Genomic DNA, 21755 nt, shown 5'->3' with positions numbered 1-21755 from the left:
ATTAAAGAAAGAGTAGATGAATTTATGGCGTTTTGTATTGATTTCAAGTTACTTCGAATGGATGACACTAAAGCATTATATCTGTATGGAGATTGTTCCGAAAATTTTGAAGGTCTATTTGAATTAGATTTAGAAAAATTGATATCGGGAGAAACTTCATTTAATACTGATATGAGAGAAGTGGTGAAAGTGATTAAACCGTGTATTAGTGATACGGAATCTCAGCATAAAGCAAATAGAGCATTTAGTAAAATTTACAAATATTATAAAGAGACAAAAGAGTACTTATTAGAAGGTGGGTATTATGCATAGAGGGTAACAATTAACACAATAAATAAAACAATGTTATGATAAAAAAAATCTTCAAATGATCTTCATAATAATGAATAGGAGCAAGCCTATGATCATTGAATCTCTGAATCAGTCTCAAATCAACGATGAAAAAATAAAATCATTTGTGAGTTATTTGAAAAAAGAAAAAATCGAGAGTTGTTTGCTCAGTGTGGATTCAGATATCGTACTTCAATATTTTAGAAACAATAAATCGAAAGAGAAGCTCCACAAAATCAACTCTTGTACGAAAAGTATTACTTCGTGCTTACTTGGAATTGCTGTCGAACAGGGATTAATTTCAGATCTTCGTACACCGATTGTTCATTATTTTCCATCGCTTCAAAAGGATAAAGACATCCGCAAGCAAAGCATTACTATTGAGCACTTATTGAGCATGAGTGCAGGATTTGATTGGCCAGAGCTGGGTGAATGGAATGGTTGGCCCGCCATGATACATAGTCCGAACTGGGTTGATTATATATTAGAGCGCCCATTAAATGCTGAACCTGGTGAAAGAATGAACTATAATTCTGGCTGTAGCCATCTATTATTAGCCATACTTCAACAGGTATCCGGAATGAGTGCAAAAGATTTTGCGATAAAGTATCTATTTTCTAGTTTGAAAATGAAAGATTTCATATGGCATGTAGATCCTCAGGGAGTGAATATTGGTGGTTTTGGGATACATATGTCTATACAAGATATGCAAAAATTCGGTTACTTTTATTTAAACAAGGGACGTTATGGGAAACGCCAACTGCTTAGTGAAGAATGGATAGCTACTTCAACCCAACCCAAGTATTTAACCTATGATGACATCGGTTATTACGGTCATCACTGGTGGGTGGCCAATGAATCGTTAGAGAACCCTTTTTATTTCGCTATGGGTATGGGCGGGCAGTATATCTGTGTAGATCATTCTCAAAATATAGTTGTTACATTAACAAGTGATACATACAGTGATACCCTAAAACCTTTAAAAGCGATTGCAGAACTTTTGCGATAATGCACAGAAATTAGCACCTCTGCTAGCAAAATCTTAATCCAGGAGGATTTTATATGATATTAGAAAAAGTCATAAATAAAATTGAAATACAAAGCGAATACAAAGATTTTGTTGATAAGTATATCTATACCATCCTTACTGAATTCAAAGGTAAGGTTCATAGCATTTATATGTGCGGCTCAATTCCAAAAGGAACGGCTACCCCTTTTAAGTCAGATGCGGACTTTACGATTGTATGTGTAGATCCTCAAGATATAGACTACGAGAGGTTATCCATTATTAAAGACAGGCTTTTGAAAGAATATCCAGTAGTTACTAAGATTGATACGATCATTTGCTCGATGGATAGTGTATTAAGTAAGCCGAATGAGTGGGGCTTTTGGGTAAAGATCATTTGTGTCTGCGTATATGGTCAAGACGTTGGTCAACAAGTACCACCGATCAAGATTTCTCCAGAGTTTATTGTAGATTTAAATACAGACACCAAGGAAGAAGTAGATCGTATACATCATTCACTTTCTAATGCTAGTGATCACACCATGCAAATGAGATATATAAAAGGTTACTCTAAGCGATTACTTCGTGCTTTATACTCTTTGGTTTTGGAAGATACAGGTGTATGGGAAGATGACTTTGTGAAGATGAAGAATGCCATATTGACCTATTATGAGATTGACTCTGCTTTAGTGGATTATCTGTATACTTGTTACTTAGATAGTCATGTAGATGTTGAAGAGTTTCTGGGAGTTGCAGATGAAGTATATCGCAATTTTGAGAACGCTCTACATACAATAGCATTATTTGAGAGATATAACTCTGATAAATAAAGGTGATCCATGTGAAGCAAGGACTTATTGTACTATTGAATGGAACTTCAAGTTCAGGAAAGACAAGTATTTCCACTGAACTAATCAATCAGAAAGAGATTTTATTCCAACATTTATCACTAGATGATTTTTTCGATAATTATAATAACTTTGTTAATAATAAGTTGATAGATACCTCTCCAAAAGAAATAGATCATCAAGTTGTCGCACAAATTGTAGATGATTCGTTATTCTCAGTGTACCATTCGACAGTTAAGCTGTTTTCGGAAATGGGTTTGAACATAATAGCAGATACTGTGTTGGATAATGACAAACGGTTTAATGAATGTCTTGATATGTTTGCTAATCGGCCTGTATTGTTCGTAGGCGTAAAATGCTCTAAAGAAGAACTTATACGAAGAGAACAAAGAAGAGGAGACCGAAATATTGGGCTAGCAAGTTTGCAGTTCGATCAGATTTATCGTTTTGACGAATATGATCTTGAAGTGAATACGGAGATATTGGATCCAGCGGAGTGTGCGAAAGAAATTTTAAACTTTATGCAGTCTGGCCAGGATTACTCAGTATTTAAAAAGCTGAATAAAAGAAATATTAACGTTTCTTAGAAGATAGACTTATTTAATAATATACTTATGTTACAAACATTATCGTAGGGAGAAAAAACACTTCTAAGAAAAAATTAGAAGAAGATTAAATAAAATACTTTCCTAGCATTTCTAAAGATTTCTTAGCAGCAGATAATACTCGTCAACATTATAATAATAGCAAGGCAAATCCAACATAATAAAGGAGAATTATTTTGAATGATATTCAGCTAAAGCGAACAACGAGAATTGGCTTTTCTGACAGTTATGTTGATGGGGAAATAAAAAAGTGTGAATATAACACGGATTTTTATGACATTATTATCGATGGTAATTCCTTATATAGTACTTTTGAAAACTATGATTATATATCAGTGTTAGGACAAATCAATGAAGATTTACAAAAAAATGAAATTAAAAAACTTTTATTAGAAAGTCCGTCAGAACTAAGAGCGGGGCAATATTTTATTTTTGTATGTCCAATGTGTGCGGATCTTGGTTGTGGAGCCATTACAGTGTCTATTAAAAGAGAAGAAGAATATATAATATGGGCTGATTTCAGATCTGAGAATCACGAAACAAGCCAGTCTTTGAATATGGGCCCCTATAAATTCCTTTGGAAAGATTATTTAAGAATTATATCAAGTGCAGATCTTTAAGGAATAAAAAATAGTAACCCTGAGAGAGAAAATTAATTAGATTCTATTAACGTAGTGATGAATTCAATTCACATGGAGATATCTTGACACTAATGATGAATTATTATGATAAGCAGTACAGCTACGATTTTTGGAGTTCATCGACGATTCTATAGAGTACAATTCACTTGTTTATATAACTCTTTAAGGATAAGGATTTGACTTTCTAGAACATGTCATCGAGTATAAGCCGGTTCGATTTCTAGTTTAAAATAAGATATATTTTGCTGGAATATTTAGTTTGAAGACACGACTTGGTTAAAATTCTCTATGCGGATATTTAAATTGTAAAATAATTGAAATAGCTTTTAATTCTGTGTATGATAGAAGAAGAGATCGATCTTTATAAATCGATTTCTTCTTCAAACACCATTTTGTAAGCGTATACATAAAGAAGATTTTAACAACATCATCTGAAGGAGGACATGTTAAATGACCAAACCAAAGCTAAAAAAACGTCTAGCAATACTCAACCACAGTCTATTGATTCTGGCATTACTAATTACAACGTATGGAGTGGTTCCGATGAAAAATGTGTCTGCAGCAAGTTATAATGCAACGGTTAATCCGAATGTACAGTATCAGACATGGGAAGGTTGGGGAACATCACTTGCATGGTGGGCGAATCGGGTAGGGGGTGCTTCTGAATCGGTACGTAATGATTATGCTGACAAATTATTTGGCAGTAACGGATTACAAATGAATATTGTTCGTTACAATATCGGTGGTGGCGAGAACCCAACTTATCCGAATCATATGGAACTTCGTGCACGCATTCCAGGTTTCAAAGATTCAGCTACATCTGCTTATGATTGGACAAGAGATAGTAATCAACGCTCGATTTTACAAGCAGCCAAATCTCGCATCCCATCTAGCGAATTTATTGCTGAGGCTTTCTCCAACTCACCGCCGTGGTGGATGACAAAGAGTGGAAGTGTCACCGGTAATCAGAATGCTGCTGAAAATTTGAAAGAAGATATGTATGATGATTTTGCCGATTATTTGACTACAGTAACCAAGCAGTTCCGCGATCAATGGGGTATTAATTTCCGTACATTATCTGCTTTTAATGAGCCCAGTTCAGATTACTGGTATTTCGGCAATCGTCAAGAAGGGAATGTGATGTTTGCGCCTAATCAACAAGTGATGATCGGGCAGTTATCCAATGCGATAGCAGCGAAAGGTCTGCCGATCGGCATTAGTGCTCCTGAAGAAACTAGTATTGATCTAACTCGTCAAAGTATCGACAGCTATTCGGCAGCTACCAAATCCAAATTAGTACAATACAATACTCATACGTATCAGGGTAGTGACCGCACAGGGCTGAATACTTCCGCTAATGGCAAACGTTTGTGGAATTCCGAGCATGGTGACGGTGACGATACAGGTATGACGTTGTCCCGTACAATTTTATCGGATCTCAAATATATGAAAAATAGTGCATGGGTCTACTGGCAAGCGGTAGAAACGCCGGGCGGTTGGGGCATGATCGAAACGGATCTCAACAATGCCAGTGCCAATCTAGGCACGTATACCGTTACAAAGAAATATCATATGATGGCACAATGGAGTAAATTTATTCGTCCAGGATACAAAATTATTGATATTGTCGACAATAACTCGGTGGCTGCTTATGATACAGCAGGCAAAAAATTAGTTATTGTCACTGTGAATAGCACAACGTCACCAAATACAGTCAATTACGATCTGTCTCAATTTACTACGTTGACAGGCAATGTGACCGGTTACCGGACAAGCAGTTCGGAGAATATGGCGGCAATTAGTGGGCTATCTCTAGCAAATAAGAAGTTCACCAATACCCAACCAGCTAATTCGGTCAGTACGTTTGTGATTACAGGAATTTCTGGCGCAACAGGCGGAGGGACGACGATAGATGCTAATGCTTATTACAAAATCGTCAACCAAAACAGTAACAAATTACTGGATGTAAGCGAAGCGTCTACCGCAGATGGTGCCAATGTTATCCAATGGATGGATATTGGTGGTACAAATCAACAATGGAAATTCGTAGCGACAACGAATGGTTATTACAAATTAATTAATCGCAAAACAGGAAAAGCACTCGAAGTGTCTGCACAATCTGTAGCCGATGGTGGCGATGTCGTTCAATGGACAGATAATGGAGGTACCCATCAACAGTGGAAGCCTGTGTTTACAGACAATACGCTGAAGTTAATCAATCGCAACAGTAACAAAGTCGCTGATATCAGCAGTGGTTCAACTAGCAATGGCGGCGATGTGATTCAGTGGACAGACAACGGTGGCACTAATCAGAAATGGATATTGCTTAAAGCGACAGACTAATATCCATATAATAACGATAACATCTATAGCAAAAAGAAGCCCTTCACCGTCGAAAGGCTTCTTTTTGCTATTTGTATTATCCATAATCTTGTGTATGATTATGATTAATTGATTTGATTTTATAATTAGCCATCTGCGCTTACATATACAAACGGATAATTTTGTCCCAATAGACAGCGATCTTTTACAAAGTAGCGATATCAATAACAAAGCGATAACGTACATCACTGTTTACAACACGCTCATAAGCTTCGCCTACATAATCCGCACCGATCACTTCGATCATTGGAGCGATATTGTGCTCTGCTGCAAAGTTAAGCATTTCTTGCGTTTCTGGAATACCGCCTACAAGTGATCCTGCAAGGCTACGACGACCCATGATTAGTGAGAATACACTGTATTGATCTGGATCAGCAGGTGCACCTACATTTACTAGCGTTCCATCTACACGTAGCATAGAAAGGTAAGCATTCACATCAAGGTTAGCAGATACCGTGTTTAAGATAAGGTCAAATTTATTCGCAAGTGTTGCAAATGTCTCTGCATCACCTGTTGCATAATAATGATCTGCTCCAAAGCCGATTGCTTCTTCTTTTTTGCTCATAGAACGACTCAATACGGTCACTTCTGCACCTAGTGCATGAGCGAATTGAATCGCAAGGTGACCTAGACCACCAACACCAACGATAGCTACTTTTTTACCAGGACCGATATTCCAATGTTTCAAAGGGGAATATGTAGTGATCCCTGCGCATAGAAGTGGACTAGCTACATCCAAGCCTAATGCTTCTGGAATACTGACTACAAAGCGATCAGTAACAACGATTTTTTGGCTATATCCACCATAAGTTGGGTTACCATCATAATCTCTAGAGTTGTACGTTTGTACAACACCTTTTGTACAGTATTGCTCGTCACCTTGCAGGCAATATTCACATTCGCCACAAGAATCTACAAAACAACCTACACCTACACGGTCGCCTACAGCAAATTTAGTCACGTCTGTTCCTACAGCTTCAACCACACCAGCGATTTCATGACCTGGAACCATAGGGAAAATACCGCCGCCCCATTCATCATACGCGCTATGGATATCCGAGTGACAGATTCCGCTAAATTTGATATCAATTAAAATATCGTTTGGACGTAATTCTCTCCGTTCAATCGTTGTTTTCTCAAATGGTGCTTTTGGACTTGCAGCACTGAGTACGTGTGTTTTGCACATAAGTTTCTCTGCTCCTTCTCCTTAAGCAATATCAATTTCGTTTGAAATGCTAAAGTGATCAATTTTTTAGTGTACTACAGGTATAAAACATTTCACTACAAAGTAAAACATCTATACTTTAATGTACATCTGTATATTATCACCAAAATAAGATTGCTTACAATCGATAAAAAAGAGCGATTTGTCTATTAATGAACAATAGTTGCATACATGTTCATTAATTCATATGTTTGTTGTCTGTAGAAGTGCTTATAAGTTGCGATCTAATAATAAGCCCACTTGATCAGCCATCACTTCACTAGAATAAGGCATTTTGTTAATAATCCACCATTCGGTAATTCCGACATACGAAGTAACGATAAATTGCAAAAGAATATCTTCGCTAATACTGGCATTTTTCTCACCAGACTGTTTGACTTCGTTTTGGAATTCTTCCCTAAGAAATTCAACAAATTGAGTACGAAAAGAAGTAGCACCTTTACTAGCTAACATCGTCGAGAAAAAAAGATAGTTCTGCTCTAAATATTCAAACCACGGCAATATCGCTTCTCTAAAATCAAGTTCAGCTACCGATCGGCAAATACTTCTTAATTTCTCAATATGTTCTTCTATCAGCTTATTCAGTAGATCCAATTTATCTGCATAATGAAGATAGATGGTCCCCCGACTTATATTGGCACGTTCAGCAATATCTTGTAACGTAATTTCATCAAAGCTTTTCTCTGTCATTAGTTCAATGACTGCTGTTTTCATCGCTTCTTGTGATTTAAGAATACGGCGATCTATTTTGGACATAAGAAGTGCACCAGGCTTTCGTAAAGTATATCTATATCGTTATAAGTTAAAAGTAAGTTCGTATTTTTCTTTGAGACGCTTAATATCGGTACGCGGCGGTGAGCCAAACATACGTGCATATTCACGACTGAATTGAGAAGCACTTTCATAACCCAACCGAAAAGCCACATCGGCGGCATCTGCTGATTCAGCTAATAATAAGCGTCTCGCTTCTTGCAAACGTAATTGCTTCTGGAATTGAAGAGGGGTCATAGTTGTTATATCTTTGAAGTTACGATGGAATGAAGAAATACTCATACTGGCTACTTCAGCAAGCATCTCGATCGACAACGATTGATCATAATGATTGATAATATACTGAATCGCATCTTGAATCCGATACGTACTACTTCCTTCCATAGCGCTCTGTGCTAACGTCGATCCATATTCACTTTGTAGCAGTCGATACAATATTTCTTTGATACATAATGGAGCTAGAAAAGGAATATCTTCTGGATGATCTAACAGGCGAGCTAAGCGAAGAATAGAATCGAGTAATCCTGCATTGATTTGCCCGACAAATAGAGCACGTTCAGCATGTTCACCAGCTATTGGCTGAATCGACGAATCTTTAAGTACGTCTAGAATCTGTTGTTGGGTAAATTCAAGCTTAAAACTTACATACGGTTCCTCCGCAGAAGCTTTGATAATCTGACCGACTACAGGCAAATTCATAGAACCTACTAAATAATCATTAGGATTATACAAAAATCGTTCTTTGGCTAGGTAGATTTCTTTGGAACCTTGCGCGATAAAACATAGTGCAGGACGGGCTACATGATAAGCTGGTTCTGTTGTATACAAATAACGTACAAAAAACAAAGAAGAGATAGCTGTTTCTTGAACACCTTCAGTAGTAGAATGACGTTTGATTAAGCTAGCAAGTTCGTCTTTTTTATGTTGCATTTCTTGAGACATAGGAGAACCCTTTCTTGTATGAATTTTGAATAGCGATCGTAATCGTGAGAGGATTAGGCAATCATTTAAGATAAATACGATACCTGTGTATTTGGGATATATTGCATACTATAGAGGAGCCGTTGAACAGATGATCTGTTTAATGTGTTTACTATTATAGACATCTGTTCATTAACGAAGCAAGCGCTTTTGAATCTGAAGATATGAAAGTGAGGAGAATGATCATGGAATATGTCAAATTAGGAAAAACAGGATTAGATGTATCACGCATTTGCTTGGGATGTATGGGTTTTGGCGATGCCAAACGTTGGACTCATTCATGGGTATTGGATAATGAGCATAGTCGCCCGATTATTAAGCAAGCGTTAGAACTTGGAATTAACTTTTTTGATACAGCGAACGTGTATTCACTAGGAGCAAGTGAAGAGATTGTAGGACGTGCACTGAAAGAATATGCGAACCGCGATGAAATGGTATTAGCTACCAAAGTTCACGGGAAAATGCACGAAGGCCCTAATGGCGGCGGACTATCTCGTAAAGCTATTATGAGTGAAATCGATAAAAGTCTTCAGCGTTTGGGAACAGATTATGTAGATTTGTATCAGATTCATCGCTGGGATTATGAGACACCGATCGAAGAAACGATGGAAGCTTTGCATGATGTGGTCAAAGCTGGTAAAGCAAGATATATCGGAGCTTCTGCTATGTATGCATGGCAATTTTCAAAAGCGATTCAGATAGCCAAAGCTAACGGTTGGACTTCATTTGTATCGATGCAGAATCATCTGAATTTGTTATATCGTGAAGAAGAGCGAGAAATGTTACCTCTTTGTCTGGAAGAAGGAATAGGTGTTATTCCATACAGTCCGCTTGCTTCTGGAAGATTAACGCGTGATCCAGAAGAAACGACTTATCGTTCAGAAAGAGATCATATTCAGAAATCGAAGTACGATGGTACGGCTGATGCTGATCGAGTTATCGTAGAAAAAGTAGCAGACATTGCTCAAAAACGAGGTGTTCCACGTTCTCATATTGCTCTGGCATGGTTATTACAAAAGCAACCTGTTAGTGCTCCAATTGTAGGCGCAACCAAATCATCACATCTTAAAGATGCTGTAGCTGCGCTTGATATACAATTAACACCAGAAGAAGTGAGTTCTCTTGAAGAAGGGTATATTCCACATCCTGTCGTAGGCTTAATTCCTTATCCGTTATAATGTCATATCGATAACAGATGATAGATAACTCAATCGTTTTGATGAAGAGCAGTAGTCTTAGCACTACTGCTTTTTGTTATACCTATTGTAACTATACGAGAGAATTACAAGTATTTTCGTTATAATATACATATTCGTACAATAGAGAGGAATGCAGTGATGAAGAAAGTAATTGTAATAGGCGCAGGGATTTTAGGAGCTTCTACCGCATATCAATTAAGTAAAATGGGGGCAGAAGTCTTTCTTATTGATCGCCAAGATAAGGGGCAAGCTACAGATGCGGCGGCAGGCATTATTTGCCCGTGGTTGTCTCAACGTCGTAATCAAGCATGGTATCGACTTGCCAAAGCAGGTGCACAATTTTACCCTGCACTCATTCAGGAACTTCAAGATGCAGGAGAAACCAATACAGGTTATGCCCGGGTAGGTGCACTTAGTATTCATGAAGATTTGGACAAAATTAAGAAAATGGAAGAGCGAGCACAGCTACGCAAAGAACAGGCACCAGAGATTGGAGATATTACCTGTCTGAATGCACAAGAGACTCATCATCAATTTCCTTTGTTAAAAAAAGGATATCATGCTGTACATATCAGTGGAGCCGCTCGTATTGATGGTCGTGCATTGCGAGATGCGTTGATTCGTTCTGCACAGCACTACGGAGCACACAAGATCGAAGGCGACGCTACGCTATTATATGAAGATCATCAAGTTACCGGAGTTATAGTGAATGGACAGACCATTGAAGCAGATACTGTAGTCGTATGTGCAGGTGCATGGGCGAATCCATTGTTACAACCTTTAGGTATCGATTTTCAAGTCAGTTATCAGAAAGCTCAGATTATTCATTTACAAATAGAAGATCCATCAGCAGATACCGGAACATGGCCTGTCGTTATGCCACCAGCCGATCAATACTTGCTTGCGTTTGAACAGCAAAAGATGGTCATCGGAGCTACTCACGAAAATGATATCGAAGGTTATGATACTCGAATCACAGCTGGAGGTATGCAAGAAGTATTAAATAAAGGATTAGAACTTGCACCTGATCTGGCACAGAGTACACTGCAAGAAGTACGTGTAGGCTTTAGACCGTTTACTCCAGGATTCTTACCTGTGATCGGTAGTATTCCGAATTGGACAGGCATTATAACAGCGAATGGACTTGGGGCATCAGGCTTAACGATGGGGCCTTTTATCGGCTATCAATTAGCTAAGTTAGCACTGGATATGGACGTAGATATTGAACTGAACGATTATAATATTCAGACTGCTCTTTAATATGTAAACTATTCATTTTATTATTCAAATATAATATGTATATAAGTGTGATATCAGATAATTATAATAAAAAGGCAAATCATTTTAGATCATATGATCTTGAATGATTTGCCTTTTTTGTTATGGAATAAATATTTTACAGATATGCTCAAGAATATAATCGGAAGAATTGCCACGTACCTTTTTTTGAAATACATAAGAATCATTGCGCAATGCACTCATTAACATATCTGCTTGAAATAAAGCAAAAGAAGGCTCATTTGCAGGCGATACTTCTTCAAATAAAGTACAAAGAATATGGTGCAATCGATGATACAATGGGCTTTTATTTTGTTCCTCTATGCCACGATCATTGGAATTTTCAATTCCTGTAAGTAACTGCACATTTTTTTCTCTAAATTGTATAAACAAACTCATCAATCCTCGTAATCGCTCACCTGCTGTATACGATTGATGGTTCTGCAAATACGTGGCAATCTCTTCAAACAATAGATTGGCATTATCTTGAATAAGTTCAGAACACAGCTCGCTTTTGTTGCGGTAGCGACGATATAGCGTGCCTGCTCCAATCTGTGCTTCGGTAGCGATCTGGTTCATACTGACTTCTTCCACACCATGTATTTCAAATAATTTGAATGCTACATCCAAAATACGTTTACGATTCTCTGCAGCATCCCGGCGTTCCGGTCGATACGTTGTATTGGATTGATCCATTATTGTTCACTTCCCGTCATTCAATGTGAAATTTGACAAGAGGAGAGTTCTCCGTTTAAGCTTTAAGAGTGTTAAGCGGAGAACTCTCCTCTTTATTAATATCTATAAGAAAGGAATACGCAACTATGAAAAGTAAACCTAATAACGTTCTGTTTGTCAATGAATTACAGCGATGTACTGTTCACAGTTATGAAGTCCAAAACCGTTCTGTTGCTATTCTATATCTATACAAATGATTAATATCTCTTCTAAAAACGTGCTGAAAGGATGATTGATATGAATACATTTAACTCTATAACTGCAACTTCAAAGCTTAATCCATTTCGTAGTGATGCTGGCGAAGGACAATTTTCTATTTTTGCTCAACTGAGAGCGATGGGAGCAGTAATTCCGATTACAGTACCGATGGGGAATACGAAGGGTCAGCAGTGGATGATTACTCGGATGGAAGAAGTAAGTGAAGTACTCAAGAATCCAAGACTGTTTACTGTGGATCAAAGTCTAATTGAAGGATTAACACCTTCTGCACCTACAACAGTATTAGAAGCCGATTCACCTGCACCGACTACTTTTTTTAGCGGTAAATCAATGATCTCTGTTGATGAACCGGATCATCGGCGTTTGCGTCGACTGGTATCCAAAGCATTTACACCAAGATACATGGAAAGTCTACGTCCAAGTGTACAGAAGATTGCCGATGAATTATTAGATAAAGTACAGGCTCAAGGACATATGGATATTGTCAAAGACTATGCACATCCACTACCGATCAACGTCATCTGCGATATGTTAGGTGTACCTGTAGAAGAGCGTGCTCAAGTTCATACGTGGTCGACAGCGATTTCGCATGGTCTGGGATTAGGAGTAAGAGAACCTGAAGTGGAAGCCAATTTACGTGCTTTTGGTGATTATACAGCGCAACTTGTACATGCCAAACGTAAAAATCCAGCAGATGATCTGATTAGTCAATTGATTGCCATTGAAGAAGAAGGCGATCATTTAAGTGAAGACGAATTACTTTCAATGATTACATTATTGATCTTTGCCGGTCATGAGACGACTTCTAATTTGCTTGCTACAGGAACGCTAATGTTATTGGATTACCCGGAGCAATTGAATAAGCTCAAAGCTGATCCTGAGCTCACTTCTTCAGCATTTGAAGAGTTACTTCGGTTCAATGGCCCTGCTACAATGACAGGACCTCGCTATGCTATTGAAGATACAATACTAGGTGGTCAGCAGATTCGCAAAGGGGATGTTGTGATTCCTTTACTCAAATCAGCAAATCGAGACGAAAAGTTATTTGAACATTCAGAAGAGTTAGATATTAATCGTTCGGTGAATCGTCATCTGGCTTTTGGACATGGGATTCATTCTTGTCTGGGAGCACCGTTAGCACGTGTTGAAGGCGATGTAGCTTTTAGAACATTACTTCGACGTATGCCTAATTTGCAGTTGGCTGTTCCGCGCGAAGAAGTGAACTGGCATTTTGTGTTGAGTTCGCAGAGTTTGGTTACATTGCCAGTTACATTTTAATCAATATAATATGATGATTTGGAAGAAAAAAGGAGGATAGGCTTGGTTTATACTCCTTTTATATATCTAATTACCAACAACCCCAATTAATCGTGTGCGATTGATTGGGGTTGTTTTTGGTTATAATACAAATACCAAATCATATTCAAATATTTATATTACATTTATTTAGATTACATTCGAAAATGGAGGAATATATAATGAGTAACTTTGATGTTTTATTTATAGGTAGTGGTCAGGGCGCGTGGAATGCAGCGATGCCACTTAGTATGTCAGGTCAAAAAATAGCGATTATTGAGCGTAACAAAATTGCGGGTGTATGTACAAACTATGGTTGTAATCCGAAAATTATTTTGGATGGCCCAATCAAAGTTATGGAAGATGCGCAAGCATACAACGGAATCGGAATGACAAGTGAAATGAAAATTAACTGGTCTGAACTAATGGCTCACAAAAATAAAGTGCTAGACGCATTACCTGTGATGTTGGAAGAAAACTTCAAAAAAGTAGGCATTGAAGTGATCAAAGGCGAAGCATCTTTTGTAAATGAAAAAACAGTATCTGTGAATGGTCAAGAATACACAGCAGACAAAATTGTGATTGCAAGTGGTCAACGTCCAACACCACTAGATATCCCTGGTCAAGAATACTTAAAAACAAGCAATGAGTTTTTATACTTAGAAGATCTTCCCGATCATATCGTATTTGTAGGTGCAGGTTATGTATCTATGGAACTGGCTTCTATCGCTGTCAAAGTAGGAGCGACTGTGCATGTGATCCAATCCTCCGATCATATTCTAAATGAGTTCTATCAACCATATGCTCAAAAATTACTTAAAAAGATGCAACAAGACGGAATCCAATTCCATTTCAATGAGAAACTAAGCAAAGTCGAACAACAAGGCGAGCAATTACAGATCACGACAGAAAATGGTCTAACATTAACAACCAAATTAGTTATTAATGCGACAGGTCGCGTACCGAATGTGGAGAATTTGAATCTTGAAGCAGCAGGTGTCGAGTACAACAGTAAAGGTATTGTAGTGGATGAGTATTTACAGACTACCCAAAAAGGCATTTATGCAAGTGGAGATATTCTGGATAAAAAACAACCACGTCTAACACCAACTGCTGTATTTGAAGCGAAATATCTAGCGGCTTCTTTCTTAGGTGCTCAGACTCAAGGGATTGAATATCCACCAATCGCTACGATTGCTTTTACCGTACCTCGGATTGCGCAAATTGGGATAACAGTTGAAGAAGCTGAATCTACCGGACTTACAGTGAAGCCGATCGATTTGGGCAAACAATGGGATTTTGCAGGTCGTAATGAAACCGAAGCTCACTTGACTCTTATCTATGATCAAGAGCAAAAGCTTGTAGGGGCAGCAGCATACAGTCAGGAAGCGCTTGAGATTATTAATAGCTTAACTCCTGTTATTACACTAGGCTTAACATCCAAAGATGTAGACAAACTGATCTATGCGTTCCCTTCTTTTGAAACGATGATTCCAAGATACATGCAAGAAGCTAAATAAATAGAAATAAAATACAAACACCCCTTACTGCAATATAGAGTAGGGGTGTTTTTTTGTATATGCGATATGACTATATTCAGATTGAGTATGATCGGTACAGTCATGGTCTAGATATCATCAATCATATTGCTAGTAATGGTCTATATATCATCGATCATATCGCTACGATTGAATTTGTGCAGAGATTCTTCGGTGTTCTTCATATGATGCTTATAGTCGATTTTATACATACAACCATAGATCACATTGAGTACATATTCGAGTGCAATCTGCGAAGAAAAGGTTCCAATCTTCGCTAGCTTTACCTCATCGTCAGGAAGCTTAATACAAATAGTACTTGATGTAGCTAATTTTCCTTGATGATTCGCTGTAATCGTGACATAAGGAATCTGTTCATGCTGTAAGTAACGAGACACTTTGGTGTAGCTAGGTGAATTGCCATGATACGTTAAAAATAGTGCACAATCACGAGTTGTCACATTCAGCGTATGATGTGCCCATTCTGATAGCTCTGTTGCAATCACAACATACTTATTGATTTTAAATAGTTTATTTTGAAAACTTTTGGCACGAATCTGTGAATCACCCAAAGCATAGATAAAGATACGTTCAGCTTGATCTAGTAATTGAGCTGTCTGTAAAAGTAACTCATCCTCGATTAGAGACAGATTTTTATCAATCGTATTCTTCATCAGATCAGCAATTTCTTTAGCAATCTGTATAGAAGATTCTCCTAGACTAAAAGGATAATTGACATCAACTTCAGTCAACTGATGTTGATTCTGCTCAAATTCACGTGCTAGAGAAAGACTAAATTCTTTAAACCCAGATAATCCAAGCTTATGTGTTAACCGATTGATTGCAGAATGAGAAGTATAGGTAGCTTTCGCCAGTTCCTGAATAGTGAAAGGTAACATTTTTTCTTGATGAGTCAAAATATAAGTAGCAATACTTTGTTCATTGGTTGTAAATTGTTTCATTTCAGCTAATTGTAAAAGCACTTTCAAAAGATTTCACTCCTATTCCGATACGACAATAACGTTCGAAATCTCTTTGTATTGAACATTTTGTTCAAAGAACACCTTATATTTAGTGTGATTAATCAGCGAATACTGGTCGAATATACCGTTATACAGCTAATCCCTTTACGCTATAGATTCTTTTTTTATAATAAAAGAAATCAAGTGATAAAAGGAGCAATCATCATGTTAACTATTGGCTATATCGGCAATGGAAAAAGTACAAATCGTTATCATCTGCCTTTTTCTATGAATCGCGATTATTTGAATGTCAAAACAATCTACGCACGTCATCTCTATAAAACAGACTGGACTCGAATGGATAATATCCTCTATACCGATGATATCACAAATATACTTCATGATCCTGATATTCAGTTAGTCGTGATCTGCACACATACCGAGTCTCATTATACGTATGCCAAAATGGCGCTGGATCATGGCAAACATGTACTTGTCGAAAAACCGTTTATGCTAACCAAAGACGAAGCAGATTCTATTTTTCAATATGCTAAAGAAAAGAACTTATTGATTCAATGCTATCAAAATAGACGATATGATTCTGATTTCTTAACGATGCAAAAAGTGATTGCATCCGGCAAACTGGGTGAATTACTAGAAGTAGAAATGCATTACGATTATTACCGACCAGAGACACCAGAAAGTATAGATCATTTCTCCACCTACCAAAGTTATCTCTACGGACATGGGGTGCATACGATTGATCAGGTGATTTCTTATTTCGGTGAACCTCAGCATATTCATTATGATGTTCGCCAATTACTAGGTACAGGTAGAATGAATGATTATTTTGATTTGGACTTTTATTATGATCGCTTGAAAGTATCTATCAAATCAAGCTTTTTTCGTCTGATAGCTAGACCAAGTTTTGCCGTGTACGGTAAAAAAGGGGTATTTATCAAGCAAACCGAAGATCGACAAGAAGAGCATTTAAAGTTGTTTTATTTATCAAAAGGACATGCTGACTTTGGTATAGATAGACCCGAGCATTACGGTACATTGACTTATATAGATGATCAAGGACAATATCACGAAGAAAAAGTGATCTCTGAGCAAGGAGATTATACACGCATTTATGATGATATATATGAAGCGATTATACATGGCAGAGAAAAACAAATTAAAGATCACCAAACATCAAAAGTGATAGAAATATTAGAAAAAGGGATAAAGGAGTGTTCTTAAAATGAAGTTAGGTATTGTAGGATCAGGAATGATTGTTGAAGATTTACTAAGCTTTATTGGAGATATTCCAACGATTCAGTTACAAGCGATCTGTGCGAGAGCGGGTCATGAAGAGAAGTTGGCTCAATGGCAAACGCAGTATAAGATCGATCAAGTGTATGTGGACTATGATCAATTGCTTGCTGATCAGCAAGTAGATACCATTTATATTGGACTCCCTAATCATCTGCATTATTCTTATGCGAAGCAAGCATTAGAGCAAGGCAAACATGTGATTTGTGAGAAACCTTTTACATCGAATCTACAAGAGTTTCTAGAACTCAAACAACTTGCTACACGTCAACATCGTATCTTAGTAGAAGCAATTTCTAATCAATATCTCAAAAATGTACTCGCTATCCGCGAACAATTGCCCAAACTTGGAGATATCAAAATCGTAGAGTGTAACTATTCACAATTCTCCTCACGTTACCGCAGATTCAAAAACGGAGAAGTCTTATCTGCATTCAATCCAGCCATGTCAGGTGGAGCATTAATGGATATTAATGTGTACAATATTCATCTTGTTGTGGGTTTATTTGGTCTACCGAAGTCTGTTCATTATCATGCTAATATAGAGCGTGGTATAGATACGTCCGGTATATTATTACTAGATTATGATCATTTCAAATGTGTCTGTATCGGTTCCAAAGATACGAGTGCACCGAATCGCACTAATATTCAAGGAGATCAAGGCTATATCTCAATTGCAGGTTCTACTAATATTGTGGATCATTTCGAATATGTAAATGATTCCGAATCGCCTGTACGAATAGATGTCAAAGATCATCCGCATCGCATGTATGATGAATTTGTAGAATTTGAGCGAATCATCTATGAACAAGATATGCTCAAAGTCTCTGAAATGCTTGAACACAGTGAAAAAGTAATGCATGTGATCCAACAAGCCAAACAATCTGCCGGCTTAGTATTTGGTGCAGATCACTAATGAACACCAAAAGCGCAATGATCTTTGCTATAAGATCGTTGCGCTTTTGATTGTTCTACAGATACACTAAACGTTTTCTCTATCTATTGAATGAAGATATTCACATTTGAAATTTGAAAATGTTGCAGCATGACCTGCTGGATGATTGGTAGCGTATAATCCGATGATCACTCCTGTAAATCCTCCAGCAACTTCTGACGACAAATACTTGGTCTGAGCAGTGCCTAGTAGGATATCTTGACCTTCAACAGTTACAAAAAAGTGGTAGCATGTTGGCTCAGCTTTGACCATAATTGAAGCTTTATTACTTGTTAATGCAACTGTCTGCTGTACAGATTTGATATCTTGCGTATTTAATCGTTCAATCACTTCATAATGATCTTTCTGACCGCGTATAGCTAATTCATAATGATGATGTTCATCCATATATAACGTTATGCCTGCTTCTCCATCTATAATTTCTACATCACAAGTGATCACAGCATAGAAATCCTTTTGACGTAACCCGAGAAAGGTCGGAGAAAGAGGTTGATCCAGTGTAATATCAGTTCCTTTTAGCATTAGCTTATGATCTTCAAATTGATAGTTTTCAGTCTGTGGAAAGCGAAGGTAACACCAATCTAGCTCCCAATTTGTATTCTCAAATGTATAGATACGTTTTTCCTGCTGAATCACATCGTCAGATATCCGATCTGTCTCAAAGCTAGAGAGTGTAGTCCCATGATACCCGGCAGTAAACCATCCTTCTTCATCAAATGTCACTGGCGTAAGAAATACTTCACGTCCTAGATGATGATATGTAAGCCATTGACCAATCTGACGAAATCCAAGATGATATAACCACCAATTGCCATTATTGTCCTGAATCAGATCGCCATGACCGACAGCTTGTAATTGATAACCACCTAGATTGCGATTAGTTAAGACAGGATTATGTGCATACGCTTCAAATGGGCCAGAAGGGGATATCGAGCGTGCATAGGTTGCCATATGACCATACTCTGTACCGCCTTCAGCAACCAGTAGATAATACCAGTTATTAATTTTGTACATATGAGGACTTTCCAGATAACGTCCACCTGTTCCTTGCCAGATCATACGACTTGGTGTTAATTTCTGACCTGTTACAATATCGATCTGACATTGGAACACACCTTCGTTCCCATCTACATCGTGTCCATTACTCATAAAGTAAGTGGTGTCATCTTCAAAATACAGATCAGGATCAATGCCGCTCTGATCAACAATTATAGGCTCTGACCATTCTCCATAAATATCATCAGTCCAGACAAAAAAGTTCTGACGCGTAGTATCATTAGTTGTGACCATATAGAATCGCTCTCTATGATAACGTAGAGTAGGTGCAAACACTCCACCAGAACTTTGAACCTGATCCAATTGAACTTGAGTCGTACGGGTCAGACAATGGCTAATCTGCTTCCAATTCATCAGATCATGACTTTCAAAGATCGGTACGCCGGGAAAATACTGAAATGTACTGGTAGCCAAATAATAAGTATCGCCTACTTTGCAGACACTTGGATCAGGATAAAAGCCTTTAATAATAGGGTTGTTATATTTCATCAATAAGCACCTATGTAAAATGGATAAACAATAATAACCATCGTACAATTTCCTTTCCAGAGTAATATGACAGACTGATCATAGCATGATTACGCTTTCAAAAAAAGAAGATAAGGCATACACCTTATCTCATACTATTTTCTGTGTCATATAGCTTCAATATCGGATTAGACGCTCTGTATTCTACAGGTGACATACCGAATTGATTGCGGAATACCCGGTGAAAATAGGAGTAACTTGCAAAGCCGCATGTTTCTGCAATATGTTCGAGTGTCATTTCGCTATATTGAATTTGCTCAATCGCAGCTTTAAGACGAATTTCAATCGCATATTGGATCATCGTTTTGCCGTAATGTTCTTTGAACAATTTAACTGCTCTTGAAAGGCTAAGCCCTGCATATCTAGCGGCTTCTTCTAATTTGAAAGTCACTGTAGCATGTTCTTCAATAAACCGCTTTAGCAAAAGAGTCGCTGAACCTTTACGATCCATTTGTACCGTATCGCTAATCGCACGATCGATATACAGACAGAGGCTACGTAACAGTACATCCTCTAATTCAGTATCTTCTTCAGGAAGACCGCGCCGCTTTTCCAATAACAAATTATGCCATAAGCCGATCAATTTACTTTCTGTTCCAATAGAATATACCGTAGAGCGTGGCTGGCGTTGCCACCATTCATCGATCCAAGTTCCTTGACAGAACAAATAATAATCTCCGCTAGATAATCCATCTTTTTTAGCCGGTTCTTGTACAACAAGATGATAATCATCACCAGGTTTGAGTAGCAGTAAATCTCCACTTTTTAATACATAACGATTTCCGCAGGTGAATGCTTCACAACTGCCCTCTGTTTGTAAGCGAAAAATGTAATGTTGTAGTCCATTTTTTATTTGATGATTAAATGCTTTGTAATGATATGAATGATCACAGATCAAAAGAGATGTGTCCAAAATAATCCCCCTAGCCAAAAGTTGAGCAAATAGTTCATGTTTTTACGATATTGTGTATGTTCATTTTAGCGTGTCTTGTTCTAAAATAATAGATGAAAGATAACTCTTACACATAGAATAAAAATAATCCAAAGAGGTGCTTTTGAAATGACAACATTAAATATTGGTCTGCAATTATTTACACTTCGTGATGAGACAGCTAAAGATTTCCCGGCAACATTACGCAAAGTGGCTGAACTTGGTTATCAAGGTGTAGAATTTGCAGGTTATGGAGATATTCCCGCAGAAGAAATGAAGGCGCTTTTAGATGAACTTGGACTCAAAGGATTTAGCAGCCATGTTCCTTTACAATCTATGCGCGATAATTTGCAAAAAGAGATCGATTACCTAAAAGTGATCGGTGCACAGTATATGATCTGTCCTTATATTATGCCAGAAGATCGTCCGCAAAGCAGTGAAGAATGGGGCGCTTTATTTACAGAGTTGCAACAATTTGGCGCAGAAGCTAGCAAACAAGGACTTACTTTTGGTTATCACAACCATGATTTTGAATTCCACGGTGCATTCAAAGATACTAACGCTTTTGATGGTATGTTTGCAGAAACGACTCCAGAAGCAGTTCAAGTTGAGATGGACGTATGTTGGGTACAGTTTGCAGGACAAGATCCGTTAGAATATATTCAAAAATATGCAGGACGTTTACCACTTCTTCACCTCAAAGATTTTGACAAAGATGAGCAAGGTCAAATGAAAACATTAGAATTAGGACAAGGGATTGTTAACTTGCCACAAGTGATCGAACAAGCAGGTAAAGCAGGCGTACAATGGCTGATCGTGGAACAAGATGTATGTCAGAATCCTCCACTTGAAAGCGTGTCCAACAGCTATAACTGGCTTAAACAAAATTACTTAAATTAATTTCGTCTATTTCGTACACATACATTCAATCGATACCCAATCAAAGGAGACT

General features: G+C 37.6%; 20 protein-coding genes. 13 read left to right on the top strand and 7 right to left on the bottom strand.

Annotation, left to right across the window (positions count from 1 at the left end; genetic code table 11):
- Positions 1-24: 24 nt before the first annotated feature.
- From QCD85_RS08775 to QCD85_RS08750, 6 genes are all read left to right on the top strand, one after another.
- On the top strand, positions 25-312 hold the full coding sequence (locus tag QCD85_RS08775) for a hypothetical protein (protein WP_301262346.1): 288 nt from the start codon (positions 25-27) through the stop codon (positions 310-312).
- A gap of 88 nt (positions 313-400) precedes the next feature.
- A complete protein-coding gene (locus QCD85_RS08770) occupies positions 401-1339 on the top strand; it encodes a serine hydrolase domain-containing protein (protein WP_301262345.1) in 939 nt (312 codons plus the stop codon).
- A gap of 53 nt (positions 1340-1392) precedes the next feature.
- Entirely contained in the window at positions 1393-2166 is a 774-nt protein-coding gene (locus QCD85_RS08765) for a nucleotidyltransferase domain-containing protein (RefSeq protein ID WP_301262344.1), read from the top strand.
- Between the two features lie 11 nt (positions 2167-2177).
- A complete protein-coding gene (locus QCD85_RS08760; protein WP_301262343.1) occupies positions 2178-2771 on the top strand; it encodes a chloramphenicol phosphotransferase CPT family protein in 594 nt (197 codons plus the stop codon).
- Between the two features lie 194 nt (positions 2772-2965).
- Complete coding sequence (locus QCD85_RS08755) at positions 2966-3409, top strand: oxidoreductase (RefSeq protein ID WP_301262342.1); 444 nt, start codon at positions 2966-2968, stop codon at positions 3407-3409.
- Positions 3410-3880: 471 nt separating this feature from the next.
- Positions 3881-5773 (top strand): RICIN domain-containing protein, encoded by a 1893-nt coding sequence (locus tag QCD85_RS08750; RefSeq protein WP_301262341.1) that lies wholly within the window; start codon positions 3881-3883, stop codon positions 5771-5773.
- Positions 5774-5957: 184 nt separating this feature from the next.
- Here the strand turns inward: QCD85_RS08750 and QCD85_RS08745 are convergent, their stop codons facing one another.
- The 3 genes from QCD85_RS08745 to QCD85_RS08735 all read right to left on the bottom strand — a co-directional run bounded on the left by QCD85_RS08745 (position 5958) and on the right by QCD85_RS08735 (position 8750).
- Positions 5958-6998 carry an NAD(P)-dependent alcohol dehydrogenase gene (locus QCD85_RS08745; RefSeq protein ID WP_204824108.1) on the bottom strand — a complete coding sequence of 347 codons (1041 nt, stop codon included), beginning with the start codon at positions 6996-6998 and terminating at the stop codon, positions 5958-5960.
- 249 nt (positions 6999-7247) lie between these two features.
- On the bottom strand, positions 7248-7793 hold the full coding sequence (locus tag QCD85_RS08740; RefSeq protein WP_301262340.1) for a TetR/AcrR family transcriptional regulator: 546 nt from the start codon (positions 7791-7793) through the stop codon (positions 7248-7250).
- Positions 7794-7832: 39 nt separating this feature from the next.
- The gene (locus QCD85_RS08735; RefSeq protein ID WP_301262339.1) at positions 7833-8750 is read right to left on the bottom strand and encodes an AraC family transcriptional regulator; all 918 of its coding nucleotides are present in this window, start codon (positions 8748-8750) and stop codon (positions 7833-7835) included.
- Between the two features lie 224 nt (positions 8751-8974).
- On the opposite strand from QCD85_RS08735, the gene QCD85_RS08730 reads away from it, so the two are divergent.
- Both QCD85_RS08730 and QCD85_RS08725 read left to right on the top strand, forming a co-directional pair.
- On the top strand, positions 8975-9967 hold the full coding sequence (locus QCD85_RS08730) for an aldo/keto reductase (protein ID WP_301262338.1): 993 nt from the start codon (positions 8975-8977) through the stop codon (positions 9965-9967).
- Positions 9968-10126: 159 nt separating this feature from the next.
- Positions 10127-11248: an NAD(P)/FAD-dependent oxidoreductase gene (locus QCD85_RS08725; protein WP_301262337.1), complete on the top strand. Its 1122-nt coding sequence runs from the start codon at positions 10127-10129 to the stop codon at positions 11246-11248.
- A 120-nt stretch (positions 11249-11368) separates the two neighbouring features.
- On the opposite strand, the gene QCD85_RS08720 is transcribed toward QCD85_RS08725, so the two are convergent.
- Positions 11369-11962 carry a TetR/AcrR family transcriptional regulator gene (locus tag QCD85_RS08720; protein WP_301262336.1) on the bottom strand — a complete coding sequence of 198 codons (594 nt, stop codon included), beginning with the start codon at positions 11960-11962 and terminating at the stop codon, positions 11369-11371.
- A gap of 276 nt (positions 11963-12238) precedes the next feature.
- On the opposite strand from QCD85_RS08720, the gene QCD85_RS08715 reads away from it, so the two are divergent.
- Both QCD85_RS08715 and QCD85_RS08710 read left to right on the top strand, forming a co-directional pair.
- A complete protein-coding gene (locus tag QCD85_RS08715; RefSeq protein ID WP_301262335.1) occupies positions 12239-13498 on the top strand; it encodes a cytochrome P450 family protein in 1260 nt (419 codons plus the stop codon).
- A 200-nt stretch (positions 13499-13698) separates the two neighbouring features.
- Positions 13699-15036, top strand: coding sequence for a dihydrolipoyl dehydrogenase family protein (locus QCD85_RS08710; protein ID WP_301262334.1), 1338 nt, complete (start codon positions 13699-13701; stop codon positions 15034-15036).
- Positions 15037-15176: 140 nt separating this feature from the next.
- On the opposite strand, the gene QCD85_RS08705 is transcribed toward QCD85_RS08710, so the two are convergent.
- Positions 15177-16043: a MurR/RpiR family transcriptional regulator gene (locus tag QCD85_RS08705; protein WP_301262333.1), complete on the bottom strand. Its 867-nt coding sequence runs from the start codon at positions 16041-16043 to the stop codon at positions 15177-15179.
- A 198-nt stretch (positions 16044-16241) separates the two neighbouring features.
- Between QCD85_RS08705 and QCD85_RS08700 the strand changes: the two genes are divergently transcribed.
- Complete coding sequence (locus QCD85_RS08700) at positions 16242-17261, top strand: Gfo/Idh/MocA family oxidoreductase (RefSeq protein ID WP_301262332.1); 1020 nt, start codon at positions 16242-16244, stop codon at positions 17259-17261.
- Between the two features lies 1 nt (position 17262).
- The gene (locus QCD85_RS08695; RefSeq protein ID WP_301262331.1) at positions 17263-18249 is read left to right on the top strand and encodes a Gfo/Idh/MocA family protein; all 987 of its coding nucleotides are present in this window, start codon (positions 17263-17265) and stop codon (positions 18247-18249) included.
- A gap of 66 nt (positions 18250-18315) precedes the next feature.
- On the opposite strand, the gene QCD85_RS08690 is transcribed toward QCD85_RS08695, so the two are convergent.
- Together QCD85_RS08690 and QCD85_RS08685 are read right to left on the bottom strand one after the other, a co-directional pair.
- Positions 18316-19833 (bottom strand): glycoside hydrolase family 43 protein, encoded by a 1518-nt coding sequence (locus QCD85_RS08690; RefSeq protein ID WP_301262330.1) that lies wholly within the window; start codon positions 19831-19833, stop codon positions 18316-18318.
- A gap of 124 nt (positions 19834-19957) precedes the next feature.
- Positions 19958-20785 (bottom strand): AraC family transcriptional regulator, encoded by an 828-nt coding sequence (locus QCD85_RS08685; RefSeq protein ID WP_274169949.1) that lies wholly within the window; start codon positions 20783-20785, stop codon positions 19958-19960.
- A gap of 147 nt (positions 20786-20932) precedes the next feature.
- On the opposite strand from QCD85_RS08685, the gene QCD85_RS08680 reads away from it, so the two are divergent.
- A complete protein-coding gene (locus tag QCD85_RS08680) occupies positions 20933-21703 on the top strand; it encodes a sugar phosphate isomerase/epimerase family protein (RefSeq protein ID WP_301262329.1) in 771 nt (256 codons plus the stop codon).
- Positions 21704-21755 lie beyond the last annotated feature (52 nt).

The organism is Paenibacillus sp. PsM32, assembly GCF_030433815.1.
Classification (GTDB): domain Bacteria; phylum Bacillota; class Bacilli; order Paenibacillales; family Paenibacillaceae; genus Saccharibacillus; species Saccharibacillus kyungheensis.
Note: the sequence above shows the minus strand (reverse complement) of the source record. Positions and strands in the feature narration are given on the sequence as shown.

What these genes read in the sequence shown, in the direction of transcription:
- QCD85_RS08775 (WP_301262346.1), top strand. Translation starts at nt 25, where the DNA reads ATGGCGTTTTGTATTGATTTCAAGTTACTTCGAATGGATGACACTAAA.
- QCD85_RS08770 (WP_301262345.1), top strand. Translation starts at nt 401, where the DNA reads ATGATCATTGAATCTCTGAATCAGTCTCAAATCAACGATGAAAAAATA.
- QCD85_RS08765 (WP_301262344.1), top strand. Translation starts at nt 1,393, where the DNA reads ATGATATTAGAAAAAGTCATAAATAAAATTGAAATACAAAGCGAATAC.
- QCD85_RS08750 (WP_301262341.1), top strand. Translation starts at nt 3,881, where the DNA reads ATGACCAAACCAAAGCTAAAAAAACGTCTAGCAATACTCAACCACAGT.
- QCD85_RS08745 (WP_204824108.1), bottom strand. Translation starts at nt 6,998, where the DNA reads ATGTGCAAAACACACGTACTCAGTGCTGCAAGTCCAAAAGCACCATTT.
- QCD85_RS08740 (WP_301262340.1), bottom strand. Translation starts at nt 7,793, where the DNA reads ATGTCCAAAATAGATCGCCGTATTCTTAAATCACAAGAAGCGATGAAA.
- QCD85_RS08735 (WP_301262339.1), bottom strand. Translation starts at nt 8,750, where the DNA reads ATGTCTCAAGAAATGCAACATAAAAAAGACGAACTTGCTAGCTTAATC.
- QCD85_RS08730 (WP_301262338.1), top strand. Translation starts at nt 8,975, where the DNA reads ATGGAATATGTCAAATTAGGAAAAACAGGATTAGATGTATCACGCATT.
- QCD85_RS08725 (WP_301262337.1), top strand. Translation starts at nt 10,127, where the DNA reads ATGAAGAAAGTAATTGTAATAGGCGCAGGGATTTTAGGAGCTTCTACC.
- QCD85_RS08720 (WP_301262336.1), bottom strand. Translation starts at nt 11,962, where the DNA reads ATGGATCAATCCAATACAACGTATCGACCGGAACGCCGGGATGCTGCA.
- QCD85_RS08715 (WP_301262335.1), top strand. Translation starts at nt 12,239, where the DNA reads ATGAATACATTTAACTCTATAACTGCAACTTCAAAGCTTAATCCATTT.
- QCD85_RS08710 (WP_301262334.1), top strand. Translation starts at nt 13,699, where the DNA reads ATGAGTAACTTTGATGTTTTATTTATAGGTAGTGGTCAGGGCGCGTGG.
- QCD85_RS08700 (WP_301262332.1), top strand. Translation starts at nt 16,242, where the DNA reads ATGTTAACTATTGGCTATATCGGCAATGGAAAAAGTACAAATCGTTAT.
- QCD85_RS08695 (WP_301262331.1), top strand. Translation starts at nt 17,263, where the DNA reads ATGAAGTTAGGTATTGTAGGATCAGGAATGATTGTTGAAGATTTACTA.
- QCD85_RS08690 (WP_301262330.1), bottom strand. Translation starts at nt 19,833, where the DNA reads ATGAAATATAACAACCCTATTATTAAAGGCTTTTATCCTGATCCAAGT.
- QCD85_RS08680 (WP_301262329.1), top strand. Translation starts at nt 20,933, where the DNA reads ATGACAACATTAAATATTGGTCTGCAATTATTTACACTTCGTGATGAG.